A 15,354-nucleotide genomic window follows, 5' to 3' on the forward strand; every position below is an offset into this window, starting at 1 on the left:
GTGTTCAGTTAAATGTAGATGTCTTGCGAAGCCTGCCTTCGCAGGCTTTGTTCGTTTAGCTTCAGGCTTGAGCCTGTGAGCTTACTTTACAAGGGATACAGTATTACAAGATGCAGGAGAAAGCAAAGGAGTATATGGCGTCACAGTCGATGTATCAGCAACCAGAGCTATTTCACCCTTGGCATCAACAACCCAACCTTGAGCTTCAATAATTTTATGAGTCTGCGAAGATTCTATATTCCTTGGTTCTTCTTGTCTATTACTGTGCACACCTCCAACAGATTTTTCGTCTTCCAAGTTTATCCAATCTGCTAATACCCCATCGCCAAGCAACGGCTCTGTAGGACTAGGAGTGATACCTCCGCGCCCCGTAGCAACAAAGGAACTTCTGCTTTGTTGCCCATTGGGATTACAGCCAGTAGCAATCAACTGTGAAGCATCTACCAAATTCATAGGTAGTTCTATTAATCCCTGACTAGGGTCAATATCTGGTATGTTGACATTTACCTGACCGCTAAGATTTGGATTGGTTTGAGAAATTGCTGTGATGTCGTTAGTTGGTAGCCTTTGCGGATCTAGTTGGCTTGGATCGTTAGTGGCGAGAAGCCTTACCAAGTCTTCGCGGCTACGCTGTTCCATATTAAAAATACCAGAAGACTGAATATGAACTTTGCCACCAGCATCTGTGAAAGCATTAGCAGTGATATCGCTGTTTTCGCTGGGTGTCGCAACAATAAAGCCATTAAGAACATCAATTATGATATTACCCCCATCTCCGGCAGCCTGGGCTTGGCCTGCATTAGTAGATATTTGACTGTTACGGCGCATCAATAATAAGTCTCGTAGTTGCAGCCTGATATTTCCACCATTTCCCAAATCGGTTTCAGATGTGAGTTTTGCTTTATTGTCTAAAAGTATAGAGCGAGCATTTATATTTAGTTCGCCTGCTTCCCCTAGCTTATTTGGATCTCCTAGATAGATATATTCTTTAAGCACTCCACTACCTACAGTTATTGTTGCCCCATCGCGGACAATCAATTGCTCTGTTTTAAGTGTCACATTGCCAGCAGAACCAGAACCTTGAGTTGAAGCAAACAAGCTGCTAGTAGAGCCAGTTGGTGAAGTTCCAGTGAGTTCTACAGATTTGGAGGCATTAATAGTCAAATTACCTCCTTTTCCTGTAGCTGGAATAAATTCGTTAGAAAAAGGTAGGAACAGTCCATTAGATTGTGTTGTTACCGTTGCCCCGCCCTGAACATATAACTTTTGAGTGTTGATTGTTATGCTACCAGCATTTCCAGCAGCGGAAGTTGAACTAAATAATCCACTGCGATTAAAAATGCTCAAACCTTGTAGCGGTAATGAAAACAGGTAGCCACCAATCAGCTCCACAGAGTCTGAGGCATTGACAGTCAATTGTCCGCCCGAACCCGAACCTACACTATTAACTGATACTTGTGCTCCATTCCGGACAACCAATTTCCCAGTGTTAATTATTAAATTTCCTGCGTCACCATCACCGAAACTAAAACTCGTTAAAGGTGTTCCAGGGCCAATTAATTCTACGGACTCTGTGGCATTCACCGTCAAGCTTCCTCCTGATAGCGAACCCAGAGTATTAGCAAAAATTCCTGAACTCCCATTGATCAATAGGTGCTTGCCCTGCACCTGAACATTGCCTCCACCCTCGCCACTGACATCTACGAAAGATGGAAATTGAATTCGCGGAATTAGCTGAATATTCTGGAAATTCTGGACACCTTCATATCCCAAAGCCCAACCTTGGTTTGTTGGGTTCATACTGACAAAACTATTGCTAGCAACACTTCCTAGCTCAATTCTTCCCTCTTGTGCTGTTAAATTTCCACCCTCTAAAGTTACATCTCCACCCACAAGCGCCAAGGTTTTGCCTGACGGCACTTGTAACCCAACAGAAATGCCGAAATTATCAGTCACTTGTGATTGATTAATAATGGGAGCCGCAGTTGCTCCAAATTGTAAACCAATGGGAACATTGACTGTCAGCAGAGGCATAGTTTGAGTATCTACGGCGCTAAATCTAGTACCGTCGGCAAAGTTCAAACTACTGGCAGTACTTGCTAGAAAAGAGCCGCCTATATTTAAAGAAGCATTGGGGCCAAAAATAATACCATTGGGATTTATCAAAAACAGGTTAGCTGTGCCGTTTGCTTTAAGTGTGCCATCAATATTAGAAACAGACTTACCAGTTACCCGATTAATAATATTTTGAATATCCAGAGCATTATTAAAGTAAGCCGTACTCCCAGTGGATACGGAAAATTGCTCAAAACTATGGAACAGGTTGCTTCCTGCTTGAGTTCCACCTTCAATAATTCTGATATTGTCTTGTGTGATGACGCGGGAATGATTAGGTAGAGTAGCATCTTGAATGATTTGGGCAATAGCACAGTTTGCAGAGAAAACTATTGCACTACCTATTGCTACTCCTAAAGCTTGAAACCTACCCCACAAAGTACTACTCATACTGGATATTGCACCCCTCTAAATCAGTAACTGTTGTTTAACAACAGTGATGCTGCACCTATATTAAGTAGACTACATGAGGTTTGTATCTGTGATGCGCTCTTGGTTAGTGAAAAAATCTAACTATGTCTGCCTAACTTAGCATAGCCAGCAGCCTTTAGGATAACCAGGTATTGGACAGGGATAAGCCCATCTGCAAGCTGCTATCTTAAATTCTCGATCTGAATCTGCTGGCAGAAATTCCTTATTTCTCGTTTCTAGAGTACCGTTGCTTCTAATTAGGGCAAAGGAGTAAGTTCCAGAAAAAGTAACTGTTCCAATAATTGCTAAAGCACTTGCTAGCCCTAACTTACAGTAACTACTACTTCGACTTTGAAACATTTTTGTTCATCCTAAAAAACAATAGTTAAGTCAAAGACTTCCTATTATTAATTTAGAATAAAAGATAAAAATAACTCAAGTAATTTTTGCCAAATAACGACTTTTTTATCTTTATTGAAAGGAAAATGAAAAGGAAAGGCCATTGGCTAATTTAGCATTTTGTTGCCGCTAAGAAATAGAATTTGAATGTGGTGAAGACAGCGTAAAAGGCTGCTGACCTTCACCAGCATACAATCTTAGATTACAGTGAAGTTGTAGTTGTCCTTTTAATCAAGCATTATCTACAAAACTGGAAAAGCTACACAGTTGTGAGCAATTTCCAGCTTCAGAATGTTGATTTTAGTACAGCTAAAATACATTGTCTACCGTTAACTCTTAGTACCTAAGGTTATTGTTTCAAAATTCTATGAAACCCTTCCCTAAGAATATGTTCAAGTTTTGCCCTGTACTAATTGCAGTTACAACCAAGAGGATAGCCGGGTACTGGACAAGGGTAACACCATGCTAGCTTCCCAAGTTTGATTTCCGGCTTAGGGATTTCGCTTAACAATCCCATAGGTTGTAGTTCTTTGGCAGTGCTATTAAATCGAATTGGATGTAGGTCAATTGAACATTGAATTTTGATGAATTGGTCTTCTGGAATACTGTATTTTTCACGTAACTTGGCGAGATCTACTTGCTTCAAGCATTCACGAACTTCTTGGTTAATTTCATCTTTTAACTGCTGTATACTTTCTTCGTTCATGATTTTTAATCTCCTTGTATTCTGGGTAATTGTTAACCCATACTGAACTACAAAAAGATATGGCAGTTTTCCAAAATTTTTCTCAAATTTAAAAATATTTTTGTTATTGTTTCTTGATGAAAAAGAAGTGCAGAAGGAAAGAGGGGGACAAGGGTACAGGGAACAGGGGGCAGGGGACAGGTGACAGGGAAAACAACTAATGACAAATGACTAATGACTAATGACAAATGACTAACTAATTAACTCTACAATTTCCTCTGGTATTAGTTGGGAGGGGGTGTTCCAACCAGAACCGCCGACTGTGCGTCGTCCTCCCCAACCTTCAGCATGGGGATTTTTGATGAGTTCTGCTTGGGTGAGGCGTTCAAAAATACCAGAAGTGTAATCAAGCTTGGGGGTTTGGGGATGAGCAGGCAGGCAACCGAGAGTGTATTGAGTACCGCCATTTTTGTGTTCTCGGATGACGAGTGTTTCGGGGCGGAGAGACTGGATATCTGCAATACTTGTAAGACCTTGATAGAAGGCTCTCGGATCGATATAGCGCCCGATTCCTTTGAGATTGCATACACCTACGAAACCGCGAGATGTAAGAATGAGGCGAATTCGCTCTTGTGCTATCAACTGCTGGGCATCGCTTTCTAATCCTTTTAAGTAAGCATCTGCTTCTCCTTGCTCACCAGGCCAAGTACGATCGCCTGCAGCAGCTGCTATCAACCATTCTGTACTTCGTTGGAAAGATATAGACATATAGCGTTCCCAATCTTCTGGCGTCCAAGTTTGCCGATCTGGGGAAAGTTGTAGTTCAGTGGCGATCGCACTGCCGATGGTTTTCATTCCAGCCACTGCTTTGAGAGCAAATTCTGCCAAATGATTCAGTTCCTCAGGCACCATGAGATGATCGCAATCCCAAGCGATCGCTCGCAGTCGATCCACAACTTGCGATCGCACTAGAACCTCGCGAGGCAGTTGTACCCAAGCGCCAGCACAGCAAGCATCTGCATCCACTTGCGGAGTGACAATACAAGTCGGTTGCGTGGTGGCGAAATCCTCAACTAACTTCGTTTTTGGCATGGGCATTTCGTCAATCTGAATGTCAGCACCACCCGAACGATGGTGATCCCAATGCAGATCGTCGGAACGAGGTTGCCAACCAGGAACAGTACCATCGACCATAATAATTTGATGGTCTTTGGGAATGTGGCTGAGATTTGTGGTGACAAGGTAGCGCATGGAAGAACAGATTTTGCTGTGCGAGAGTCTAAACTCAGACTAGCTTTTTCAAGTAGCAGTCAACTCTGCACTTAGGAGGTTCAGGGGGCGACAAGTGAGCTAAAGTGCTTGCTGTATAAGCTTCATAGCTCTTAAATTCCTTTGATACAAGCTCAACAGCCCTAAGCAAAGCGTAGCGAAACTTAGGGTACTTCACTATCTTCACTATATATAGTACTAACTTATTATTACTTTAGTTTAAATCTTTTTACGCCTATGAGTTTCCCACACTGACGCACTACACAATCTATAGATGGGGGCATACTCAAGACTTCGCCGAAAATATCCATCATGGCAGAGCGACGAGAGCAGCCATAGATCCTTGATAAGAATAGGCAGCGAAATTTAAGTTTGCAGAAAACGCCACAGATTAGGTAATGTTTCTTAAGTATATATACAGAGATTTTGTACAAGAATTTACATTACGATAGTTTTGCGCGTGTCTTGTCTTTACCTCCTAAAGTGCGAAAACTAAATGGGAGTAGACAAGTAAATGTTGTTCGGCTTAGACATTCAAACCACTAGAAAGACGATCGAGCAATTCAGTAGAGACAACCAAGGAATAATTAACCTCCTTGTGGGATTAGCAGCATTAGTGACAATCGCCACCCTAGCTTGGGCGATCTGGCAAGGCATCCGGTGGTACAAAACAAAGATCCGGAAGCTTACTATTCCCCCTTCTACTTTCCCTTTTGAGGTCATTAAGCCTCATGGGAATGTGCTGTCATTAGCTTTCGGTGCCCATAACAACGATCCCTTGGCAGATGAGCGCATCCCTTATCAAGGGCGACGGGTTGAGCGAAATATCCGGCGGGAATTAGAGAAAAAGTTAGAACAGCGGAATTGGCTTTTAATTGTTGGACGAACAGGACTGGGGAAGACGCGAGAAGCAGCAGAATTAGCCCAGCTTTACAACCGAGAAGGTTGGACAGTTCTCTGGTTGAAATTAGCCGAATGGGTAGACGAACCAACCCAAGAACAGCTCGACAAGATTGGCACTAATCACAAGTTGCTGTTTTTCCTCGATAACCTCAATCAGAGGATGCACTATCGCCATTACGATGTGTTCCCCAAAATGGAAACATCGGAGTTAGCACCCGCGATCGTTCCGTTGCAAGAGCGACTACGGCGAACTTTAGAGGCTTACGAACGGCTCTACGGTCAGGCAGAAATGCGAGTCATTGCCACAGCTAGGAATGAAAGACAGTCACTCAACCCTGGAGAACCGAGTGAATGGGAAAAGCTGCAATGGGAGAAATACCCGCAGTTGTGGCAGCGCTTTGAGGTTTATGAATTACCAGCACCAGAAGATGAGGCAATTGTTCAGTTGTTGAGGGATATTGTCCCCCAAGCCCAAATCTCAGCTAGGGAAGAGAACTATGGAGCGATCGCAAGGGAAAACGACTCTACTTTCAGGAATGTGGTTGAGAATCTCCGCCACTTGAAAAATAGAAGATTGCCTTTGACTCCTAATAATTACCAAAATACTCTCACAGAGAACTGGATAAATCGCTATCAAAATGCTGTCAGACGATATCCTGCTGCTAAATACATTTACGACGCAGTGGACTTACTGCAACAATTCGGCATTTCACTGGAGCGGTTCACGGTAGAACCAACAGCCCTATTGATGGTACAAGGGAATTTTTGGCAGTGGTTATGGTATCGCTGGTCAATTCTCAGGGCACTGAATAATCTGATTGAAGCCGAACGCATCCTTAGCCCCCGCGATGGGCAGATTGAAGCCAAAGGAAGATGGGTAGAGGTGGGTAAATACGTCCGTCCCTTATCCCACAAAGTTTTGAAATTGACAGATAAATATCCCCAAAAAATGCTGAGTTCGCTCTTTAATTTTGGCCGCCAACTGTCAATCTTAAACCACCCTAAGGAAGCTTTAGCCTGCTTCAACAAGATTATCTCTTTCGTCCCTCAAATCGAAATCTCTGAATTCTGGGGAATACGGGGCGAAGTGCTGTATAAGTTGAGGCGCTATGAGGATGCAATTGAATCCGACAATAAAGCCCTGGAATTACAGCCTAATGACGCCCTAACCTGGTACAATCGGGGCGTAGCGCTGGGGAAGTTGGGGCGCTATGAAGATGCAATTGACTCCTACAATAAAGCTCTGGAATTACGGCCCAATCTTTTCTGGATCAGGAGCAATCGGGGTGTAGCGCTGGATGAGTTAGGGCGCTATGAGGATGCAATTGCCTCCTACGATGAAGCCCTGGAATTACAGCCTAATGATGCCCTAACCTGGTACAATCGGGGCGTAGCGCTGGATAGATTGGAGCGCTATGAGGATGCAGTTGTCTCCTACAATAAAACCCTGGAATTATCGCCCCACGATCGCCTAGCCTGGTACAAACGGGGCGTAGCGCTGGATAAGTTAGGGCGCTACGTGGATGCAATTGCCTCCTACGATAAAGTCCTAGAATTAAAGCTCGATCATTACAAAGCCTGGAGCAACCGGGGCGCAGCGCTGAATGCGTTGGGGCACTACGTGGATGCACTTGCCTCCTACGATGAAGCCCTAAAATTACAGCCCGATGATTACCAAGCCTGGAGCAATCGGGGTGTAGCGCTGAATAAGTTGGGGCGCTACGAGGATGCACTTGCCTCCTACGATGAAGCCCTAAAATTACAGCCCGATGATTACCAAGCCTGGTATAACAAAGCTTGCTGCTATGCTTTGCAGAAAAATGTCAATTTGGCAGTTGAAAACTTGGAACGAGCTATCAGTTTCAACCCTAAATGCCGAGAGGTGGCAAAAACTGACTCGGATTTTGGCAGCATTCGAGAAGATGAGCAATTTCAAAAGTTGATTCAAGGAAGAAGTGATTGATTTCTCTATACTGCAAGTGAAAGCTTAAGCTGGGGAGCTGCTTCTCTGGCTAGGCTTTCATCTATGCGGATGTTTTCAGGAAGCTCAATCATCGTCCTTAGTTGGTTCTTCCGCAACAGCGCGATAGTATGCAGCGAGGCTATGAAGCTCATACAGCAAGCACTTTAGCTCACTTGTCGCTCCCTGAACTTAGGAGGTCAATCAATTTGCTGATTTCATCTGTTCAACTACCCCTACACAGTAAACGAATTCTTGTTACCGCACCTCGAAACTATGCCGCTAGGCTATCGGAACAACTCATCAATCAAGGTGCTCTACCTATATTGATGCCAACTATAGAAACCTGTGTGCTAGAAAATTTTGCACAGTTGGATATTGCACTTCAAAAAATTGACACTTTTGATTGGATTGCTTTTACCAGTAGAAATGGAATTGATGCCTTTTTTCAACGTTTAGAGTCTTTGGGGTTAAATCATCGGGTGCTGAAAAATTGTCGGTTGTCTGCCATTGGTAAGGATGCAGAAAGATTAGCAGCTTTTGGAGTTGAAGTAGATTTAATTCCTCAACAACCCAGCCCGCAAGGAATAATTGCTGAATTAGCTCAAATTCCAAATATCCAAGGGAAAAAAATTTTAGTGCCAGTTCCGGAAGTTGTTGGCGTACCAGAACCGGATGTAGTTCCTAACTTTGTTGCTGGTTTAAAAAACTTGGGCATGAGTGTGACTCGCGTACCAACTTATCTGACGCGGTGTTTAGACAAAAGTTTTTATGAGGTGGAGTTAAACCTGATTCGTCAAGGCAAGGTAGATGTAATAGCCTTTAGCAGCACTGCCGAAGTAGCAAGTTTTTTGCAAATGTTCACTGCAAAAGCAGATTATCAACAGTGTGTTATTGCTTGTTTTGGCCCTTACACAGCAGCTAATGCCAACAAATTGGGTGTAAATGTCTCCATCATTGCCCAAGATTACAGTTCTTTTGCTGGGTTTGCAGAAGCTATAGCCTCATTTTTTGCCACGATTAAAAGGGAACAGGGTACAGGGGACAGGGAACAGGAAGTTCATAATTCATAATTCATAATTCATAATTCAGAGTTGTGAGTCCTCCAAAAACCCTTGAAATTGTCATTTTTAATGTAAAGAATCGTAAATAACAGCTAAATCTTAACTATTGACGTTCACTATTGGGTTCTCAAAAGCTTGAAACCCTTGTAACAAAAGGGAAACAGCGTCAAAATAGGCGATCGGTTCTGAAGTAAATCTTCGTGAATACCCCTCTCTCTACCTTCCTGTTATCCCGATCGCAGGGGATTTTTCTAGGTATTTTTTCCTACTTTAAGCGTGGTTTTTAGTGAAACAACGCTCTTTTTCCGACAAAAAATCCTGAAATCTATATAAATTAATGGTTTCATCTATCCACTTCTGGCTTGGACAATTTAGAATGATTCATTGAAAAGTCGCACTGATGAGAGTTACAGAGATTTTAAGTATAAATACTCTCAAAAACGGCTTTGTAAATCTCCAAACAGTGATTTAGGTAAAGATGCGTCAAGCCGCATCTGGACACAATCTCAAGTAAACCTTCAAGGAGTTTGACATGAATAAAGGTGAATTAGTTGATGCCGTAGCTGAGAAAGCTAGTGTAACCAAAAAACAAGCTGATGCAGTTTTAACTGCTGCTTTGGAAACCATCATCGAAGCTGTTTCCTCTGGTGATAAAGTCACCTTAGTAGGATTTGGTTCTTTTGAATCACGGGAACGCAAAGCCCGCGAAGGGCGCAACCCGAAAACTAACGAAAAGATGGAGATTCCTGCAACTAAGGTTCCTGCCTTCTCAGCAGGCAAACTCTTCAGAGAAAAGGTTGCACCCCCAAAATCTTAGTAAGTTCTTAGTAAGTTCTGTTTTTTCAAGGAACACTGTTTCAATGCGGCAAAGAGCACACGGGGGAAATTTAGCTTGGGCATCAGCATTGGCTGGCTGTCCCCCTAGTGCTATTGTTGATTTTTCTGCCAGTATTAGTCCACTTGGCCCGCCCCGTAGCGTTCTAGCTGCAATCGAGTCCGAATTGGCGAATCTGAGGCACTATCCAGATCCAGATTATCGTGAACTGAGGTTGGCTCTGTGTCACTTTCATCAACTGCCCCTTGAGTGGATTCTGCCGGGTAACGGTTCGGCAGAATTATTAACACTGGCAGGTAGAGAATTAGCTGGATTAGCCGCGACAGTTTTAATCACTCCAGCCTTTGGCGACTACTACCGCTCGTTGTCGGCATACAACGCTAAAGTACTGGAGTTTCCTATTTCTTTAGAAAGACAAGGAAAAATTTCGACGCCAATACACGGGGAAAATTCTCCCCTCTTTCCATTTCCCCTCAACCCCATTACTGAGAAGTTTCCAACTCCAAAGCTAGCTGACATTCCACAGGAAGCCACCGATAGGGGTGGCTCTCCTGCTTCTGTGTATCCCTCCAAAAGGCATGGCTTACTCTTAAATAACCCCCACAACCCAACGGGCAAGTTATTTTCGCGGGAAGCCATTCTGCCTTACCTTGATGAATTTGGCTTGGTGGTGGTGGATGAAGCGTTTATGGATTTTCTGCCTGCGTGCGAGGAACAAAGCTTAATTGGGGTAGTGCAGAAATATCCAAATTTAGTAATTTTACGATCGCTAACTAAGTTTTACAGCCTTCCCGGATTACGATTGGGTTATGCGATCGCTCACCCTGATCGGTTGCAGCGCTGGCAGTCTTGGCGCGATCCTTGGCCTGTTAATACTCTTGCCCAGGCGGCAGCAATTGCAGCAGTTAGCGATCGCGAATTTCAACAGCAAACTTGGGCATGGCTACCACCAGCAAGAAAACAATTGTTTGAAGGTTTAGCTCAGATAACAGGTTTGCAACCTTGCAAGAGTGCTGCTAATTTTTTGTTGGTGAGTTCGCAACAGTCAAGTTGCAAGTTGCAGGAGGAGCTACTCAAGCATCACCAGATTTTGATTCGCGATTGTCTGAGTTTTAGGGAGCTTGGCGATCGCTATTTTCGTGTTGCTGTCCGCTTATCTTCAGAGAACCAACGTTTATTAAATGCGATCGCTTTAGTCAATAATTTATAGCAGTCCTATTTTAGATGTAAAAATTTTATCAAGGTGACTAATGACCAATGACTAATGACCAATGACCAATGACTAATAACTAATGACTGTTGACTACGATGTTGTAATTATTGGTGGTACTCAGGCTGGGCGTTATGCTGCTCAGATAGCAACCCAATTTAGAGCCAAAGTCGCTTTGGTGGAACCAAAATCTAGTTATAAGTTTATTCATCAGTATGTTTTTAGCGAAATCAGCAAACTCGCCCAGCACTTAAGCAATACTGCCCAATTCGGAATCAAAGCCTTACACTCCGATACCGCAGAAGAATACCAAATATCTTTAACATGGCCAGATGCGATGCTATATGCTCAGGGCGTCGCCTCTAATTTAGAAGAATTACATTCACCTGCAATCTTAGCTGCCCAAGGTGTTGATGTTATTGTTGGCGAGGGCGAATTTCAATCTTCTCCCCATCTAGCATTTGTTGTTGGCGATCGCCTGCTGCGCGCACGTACCTATTTACTAGCCAATGGTTCAGTTCCTGCAATTCCAGAGATTGAAGGATTACAAAAAACAGGCTTTTTGCGCCTATCTCAAATCTGGCAGTCTCTCAGTAGCGATACACCACCCAAAAATTGGGTTATTCTTGGCGGTGTTCCCCAAAGCATCCAGGTAGCGCAAACGTTAGCAAGATTGGGTTGTAGTGTAACGCTCATCGTTAACAGCCCTTGGATAATTCGTCATGTCGATCCAGAAATAGCCCAACTCCTACAAGCACATCTAGAAGCGGAAGGTGTGCGCATCCTCACGCAAACACCAGTTACTCAAGTAAGGCTAATTGAGGACAAAAAGTGGCTTCAGGCAGGAGATAAAGCGATTGAAACTGATGAAATTGTTGTAGCAACTGCGCAGCGCCCAAATATTGAATCCCTGAATCTAGCAGCAGTGGGTGTAAAGTGGTACCACCGCCGTTTGGTAGTGAATGAAAAGCTGCAAACGACTAATCACCGTATTTATGCTTGTGGTGATGTCATCGGTGGATATGATTGTCCTCAGATTGCTAATTATGAAGCGAGAATTGCTTTGAAAAATGCTCTGTTTTTTCCCAGGTATAAAGTTAATTATCAATGCATTCCTTGGGGAGTATTTTCTCAGCCGATACTAGCGCAGGTTGGTGTAGGAGAGGCACAAGCAAAACGTCAATATCATCAAGATGAAATTTTAGTTTTAAAGCAATATTTCAAAACATTGGCAGCTGCTCATATTCAAGAAGAAATTACAGGTATATGTAAATTAGTTGTTCGACAGAATGGAGAAATTCTCGGTGCTTCGATACTGGGAGCACAAGCTAATGAATTCATTAATATCATTGCTCTAGCTATTGCCCAAAAAATTAAAATCTATCAAATAGCTAATTTAGCTTCTATTTTTCCCAGTTACTCGGAAATTTTAGAACAAACTGCGCAAGAGTGGGACAAGCAAAGGTTACAAAGCAATATACTCAAGCAAGAATTTTTGGAAGGTTTCTTTCACTTGCGGCGAAATTGGAATATTTAAGTAAATTGATAATTTTAAAATGCGGTACGTTACGCGCTGCTGGCGTGGCAAGGCTAAAATGAAGTGATAGAAAAGGCTTGTAGTAGTGCTGTCTGAGCAGAAGTTGACTACCAATATCATAGACTTCTCGCAACAATCACGATCTAGGTTAATTACAACCACAGATAAACACAGATGGACACCGATGGTATCTGTGTTTATCTGTGTCCATCCGTGGTCGATTTATTTGAAAATAGAATGAGTACAAAAGGTTTAATACACAAATTTATCCTTGCCACACCACTACATTTTTTTACTAAGCCACTGTACGGGAGGCAGCGCGTTGCGGAGCCAGTGCGGTGGACGGGTTCCCGGCATAAAGCACCTGGCGTCGGGTTCCCCGCGTTGTAGCGACTGCCGTGCGAGTTTAAAAGATAAATTGTCGGTTTTAACCCAAAAATAATAAACAAAACCCGCCACTACTAACCACTAACTATAACTTTTTATTCTTCCCTTCCAATAGCGAGACACTACCAATACCTTGCAGAATTCCACGAACAATTAAACCTAAACCTCGACCAACTATTTGCGTGAGAACAAAGACAACTCCACTACCTAAGAAAGATAATAAAGATTGCAATCGAGGTGCGATCGCATCACCAAATTCTAATCCTAAAGTTATAAACAGAGGAATTCCTGAAAGTTCTCTTAACTCCTGAGTACGGGGAGCATAAATGGAAACTTTAGCAATACCGCGTGGAGCAAATACAAATAGTTCATAGCGACTTTCAAAAATTGCCTTTGGTTCTGTGACATAGTTTCTGAGTCGATATTTCCAAGACAAATCATTTCTGAAACGCTCAATTTGCCGACTGGAAATTAATTTGCGATCATAAAAATTGTGTTTAATATCTTCTACATCAGCTAAGTAGTTTAGTAGCGGTTGTACTACACTATTTGCTACTTGAATCAACAAATTTTCTAACAATATTTCTGCTTGTTCTTTAGCTTCAAAGCTTCCCGCAATATAACTTTTATTATCAACAATTAAATCTGTTTGAAATAATAAATAAGCAAATAACTCTCTAACTAAAGGTATTTTATTGAGAATTTCTACTTGTACTACTCCAGCATTTTGTAGTAATACATTTACAATTTCTACAAAAGTATTGCCTACTTTTACCCTAGAAAATTTCCCAAAAAATTCTATTGTTGCTTCTCGCCATAAATCATACAATATCTTATTTTTGATTTCAGATAATTGCTGCATTTCGATTTGAGAACTACGCAGTTCATCTAAAGCATCAGCAACTTTTTGCAAAATTATATAAAGTAATTCTCGTTTTTTATCTGGACGTAAAATATCAATTTCTAAGGCAACATCTGTGATATTTTGCAAAGGATATTGAAGTTTATTAATGCAAGATGCAAATAATGTGGCTTGCAGCGCTCTTGGGCTAAGTAAGGAGGGAGCGTTCTGCATTTGTGTTAAGTCTGATGGAGCGATCGCGCTGCTGGTAGAAAAGTTTGCAGGAGGAGGAGAGGGTAACTCCTCAAAAAGCCTAGATTGGCTCTGTTCATTTAGTTGTGCTCTGGAAGGTGTAGCTAATAAATGATTAACTAGCCAACGAGATGCGAGCAATTCTCGTCGCTGCCCGGCTAAAACTGCTCGCTCTAACACTGTCAGTCCGGGAGTTTGCAACTGTGCCGTCACTGCTGCTAAGTTAGCATCAATTTGAGCAATTCCTGACGAACGTAAGTTTTCTACATATTTAGTAAGGCGTTGAGTGAAAACAAACCCAGAGAATTTGTCAGCGTCTTTACGTCTGGTTATCTCCGTGTCTTTTTGTCCACTCTCGTGCCAATGGGAATAACCCGCTGCCACTTCTTGAATCGCAGTGACTAACTCTGAAATGGGCGTGCCTTTTGGGCAGTATCCGCCTACACCAGTTGCTTTGGCTGCCATTAGCAACCCTCGATCTTGAAGAGAACTGAGAAGCAAAATAGGCAGGTTAGGGTACTGGGTTTTCAATTGCCGACAAAGTTGTAAACCTAGCTGCTGACTTTGAATGGAGCGACTGTTGCCCAACTCTAAAATAACTATATCTACACTTGTAGGGTCTTGCGAGGCAAGTTCTGCTAAAGTCTGCAAAACAGCAGTGTCTGTTTCCGCTTCCGACACCACTTGTAAATAAGGAAATTCTTCTAGAGCCACCCGTAATCCCAGCCGAAAGATAGGATCTTGGTCAACTAGCAATAATTTTAAAGGGCGATCGCTCATATTCACCAAAACCCTGTGACGCTGTATTTGACAAGTTTGCGGTCACAGCAGCCAGACATCAATATCTCTGATACCTTTAAAAACACAGCCGATTGTGAAAGTGTAAAAGCTGAATCTAATTTTGCCAGAAAATGTATACAAAAATGATCCTAACAATCGAAATGCTTCGGCAGGAATTTATTGGGAAGAGCAGGCAAGGGAGTATGAGAGTTGGAGATACTTCATTGTATTTATTCAGGATTTTTGTCCCGATAGCCATAAAAATTGATGCTGTAGTCAGTAATCCGCACTCCTGTTTGTTCTTCAACTTGACGAATTATATCTTCTGGCAATGTCACGTGTACATCTAAAATTTGGTTAGTATCCACACAGTTGATATGACTGTGAGAATCGCTGATATTGCCGTATAAACGTCCATCACAGTGTTCTATACACTCAATGATGCCACTCGAAGATAAGGCTTCTAGATTTTGATATACAGAGGTATGACCGATCGCTTTTCCTTGTTGATTGAGGCGATCATAAATTTCTCTGGCAGACAGGTGCTCTTTTGCTTGCCACAGCAACTCTAAAATAAAACGACGCTGGCGGCTTACACGCATCCCCAAAGCTTGGCACTGATCTAGAGCATCTTCCAAAGAACGAATTGGTTTTTTAGAAATAGTGGGTTTTTGCATATCTATGTTTGTTAACTGTTTGGGTAATT

12 protein-coding genes are annotated in these 15,354 nt (G+C 42.5%); 5 read left to right on the plus strand and 7 right to left on the minus strand.

Going from position 1 to position 15,354, the window contains the following annotated elements; all coding sequences use genetic code 11:
* Positions 1-81: 81 nt before the first annotated feature.
* The 4 genes from UYC_RS0115530 to UYC_RS0115545 all read right to left on the minus strand — a co-directional run bounded on the left by UYC_RS0115530 (position 82) and on the right by UYC_RS0115545 (position 4,861).
* Complete coding sequence (locus UYC_RS0115530; RefSeq protein ID WP_016872688.1) at positions 82-2,505, minus strand: two-partner secretion domain-containing protein; 2,424 nt, start codon at positions 2,503-2,505, stop codon at positions 82-84.
* A 138-nt stretch (positions 2,506-2,643) separates the two neighbouring features.
* Positions 2,644-2,886: a hypothetical protein gene (locus UYC_RS0115535; RefSeq protein WP_016872687.1), complete on the minus strand. Its 243-nt coding sequence runs from the start codon at positions 2,884-2,886 to the stop codon at positions 2,644-2,646.
* A gap of 448 nt (positions 2,887-3,334) precedes the next feature.
* The gene (locus UYC_RS0115540) at positions 3,335-3,631 is read right to left on the minus strand and encodes a hypothetical protein (protein ID WP_016872686.1); all 297 of its coding nucleotides are present in this window, start codon (positions 3,629-3,631) and stop codon (positions 3,335-3,337) included.
* A 231-nt stretch (positions 3,632-3,862) separates the two neighbouring features.
* The gene (locus UYC_RS0115545) at positions 3,863-4,861 is read right to left on the minus strand and encodes a hypothetical protein (RefSeq protein WP_016872685.1); all 999 of its coding nucleotides are present in this window, start codon (positions 4,859-4,861) and stop codon (positions 3,863-3,865) included.
* A gap of 532 nt (positions 4,862-5,393) precedes the next feature.
* Between UYC_RS0115545 and UYC_RS0115550 the strand changes: the two genes are divergently transcribed.
* Positions 5,394-7,745 (plus strand): tetratricopeptide repeat protein, encoded by a 2,352-nt coding sequence (locus tag UYC_RS0115550; protein WP_016872684.1) that lies wholly within the window; start codon positions 5,394-5,396, stop codon positions 7,743-7,745.
* A gap of 5 nt (positions 7,746-7,750) precedes the next feature.
* On the opposite strand, the gene UYC_RS38595 is transcribed toward UYC_RS0115550, so the two are convergent.
* The gene (locus UYC_RS38595) at positions 7,751-7,897 is read right to left on the minus strand and encodes a hypothetical protein (RefSeq protein WP_162139006.1); all 147 of its coding nucleotides are present in this window, start codon (positions 7,895-7,897) and stop codon (positions 7,751-7,753) included.
* A 57-nt stretch (positions 7,898-7,954) separates the two neighbouring features.
* Here UYC_RS38595 and UYC_RS0115560 point away from each other — a divergent pair, with 57 nt between their 5' ends.
* The 4 genes from UYC_RS0115560 (at position 7,955) to UYC_RS0115575 (ending at position 12,388) form a co-directional block, all read left to right on the plus strand.
* Positions 7,955-8,815 carry a uroporphyrinogen-III synthase gene (locus UYC_RS0115560; protein WP_200862378.1) on the plus strand — a complete coding sequence of 287 codons (861 nt, stop codon included), beginning with the start codon at positions 7,955-7,957 and terminating at the stop codon, positions 8,813-8,815.
* Between the two features lie 523 nt (positions 8,816-9,338).
* Positions 9,339-9,623: an HU family DNA-binding protein gene (locus UYC_RS0115565; protein ID WP_009457351.1), complete on the plus strand. Its 285-nt coding sequence runs from the start codon at positions 9,339-9,341 to the stop codon at positions 9,621-9,623.
* Between the two features lie 43 nt (positions 9,624-9,666).
* Complete coding sequence (cobD, locus tag UYC_RS0115570) at positions 9,667-10,851, plus strand: threonine-phosphate decarboxylase CobD (protein ID WP_016872682.1); 1,185 nt, start codon at positions 9,667-9,669, stop codon at positions 10,849-10,851.
* 82 nt (positions 10,852-10,933) lie between these two features.
* On the plus strand, positions 10,934-12,388 hold the full coding sequence (locus tag UYC_RS0115575; RefSeq protein WP_016872681.1) for a dihydrolipoyl dehydrogenase family protein: 1,455 nt from the start codon (positions 10,934-10,936) through the stop codon (positions 12,386-12,388).
* Positions 12,389-12,860: 472 nt separating this feature from the next.
* Here UYC_RS0115575 and UYC_RS0115580 read toward each other — a convergent pair whose 3' ends face one another.
* Complete coding sequence (locus tag UYC_RS0115580; RefSeq protein WP_016872680.1) at positions 12,861-14,648, minus strand: DUF3685 domain-containing protein; 1,788 nt, start codon at positions 14,646-14,648, stop codon at positions 12,861-12,863.
* Positions 14,649-14,878: 230 nt separating this feature from the next.
* On the minus strand, positions 14,879-15,325 hold the full coding sequence (locus tag UYC_RS0115585) for a Fur family transcriptional regulator (protein WP_016872679.1): 447 nt from the start codon (positions 15,323-15,325) through the stop codon (positions 14,879-14,881).
* Positions 15,326-15,354 lie beyond the last annotated feature (29 nt).

This window comes from Chlorogloeopsis fritschii PCC 6912, from assembly GCF_000317285.1.
In the GTDB taxonomy this organism is placed as follows: domain Bacteria; phylum Cyanobacteriota; class Cyanobacteriia; order Cyanobacteriales; family Nostocaceae; genus Chlorogloeopsis; species Chlorogloeopsis fritschii.

Coding starts and splice junctions, on each gene's coding strand:
- UYC_RS0115550 (WP_016872684.1), top strand. CDS start 5,394: ATGTTGTTCGGCTTAGACATTCAAACCACTAGAAAGACGATCGAGCAA.
- UYC_RS0115535 (WP_016872687.1), bottom strand. CDS start 2,886: ATGTTTCAAAGTCGAAGTAGTAGTTACTGTAAGTTAGGGCTAGCAAGT.
- UYC_RS0115530 (WP_016872688.1), bottom strand. CDS start 2,505: ATGAGTAGTACTTTGTGGGGTAGGTTTCAAGCTTTAGGAGTAGCAATA.
- UYC_RS38595 (WP_162139006.1), bottom strand. CDS start 7,897: ATGAGCTTCATAGCCTCGCTGCATACTATCGCGCTGTTGCGGAAGAAC.
- UYC_RS0115565 (WP_009457351.1), top strand. CDS start 9,339: ATGAATAAAGGTGAATTAGTTGATGCCGTAGCTGAGAAAGCTAGTGTA.
- UYC_RS0115545 (WP_016872685.1), bottom strand. CDS start 4,861: ATGCGCTACCTTGTCACCACAAATCTCAGCCACATTCCCAAAGACCAT.
- UYC_RS0115580 (WP_016872680.1), bottom strand. CDS start 14,648: ATGAGCGATCGCCCTTTAAAATTATTGCTAGTTGACCAAGATCCTATC.
- UYC_RS0115540 (WP_016872686.1), bottom strand. CDS start 3,631: ATGAACGAAGAAAGTATACAGCAGTTAAAAGATGAAATTAACCAAGAA.
- UYC_RS0115585 (WP_016872679.1), bottom strand. CDS start 15,325: ATGCAAAAACCCACTATTTCTAAAAAACCAATTCGTTCTTTGGAAGAT.
- UYC_RS0115575 (WP_016872681.1), top strand. CDS start 10,934: ATGACTGTTGACTACGATGTTGTAATTATTGGTGGTACTCAGGCTGGG.
- cobD (WP_016872682.1), top strand. CDS start 9,667: ATGCGGCAAAGAGCACACGGGGGAAATTTAGCTTGGGCATCAGCATTG.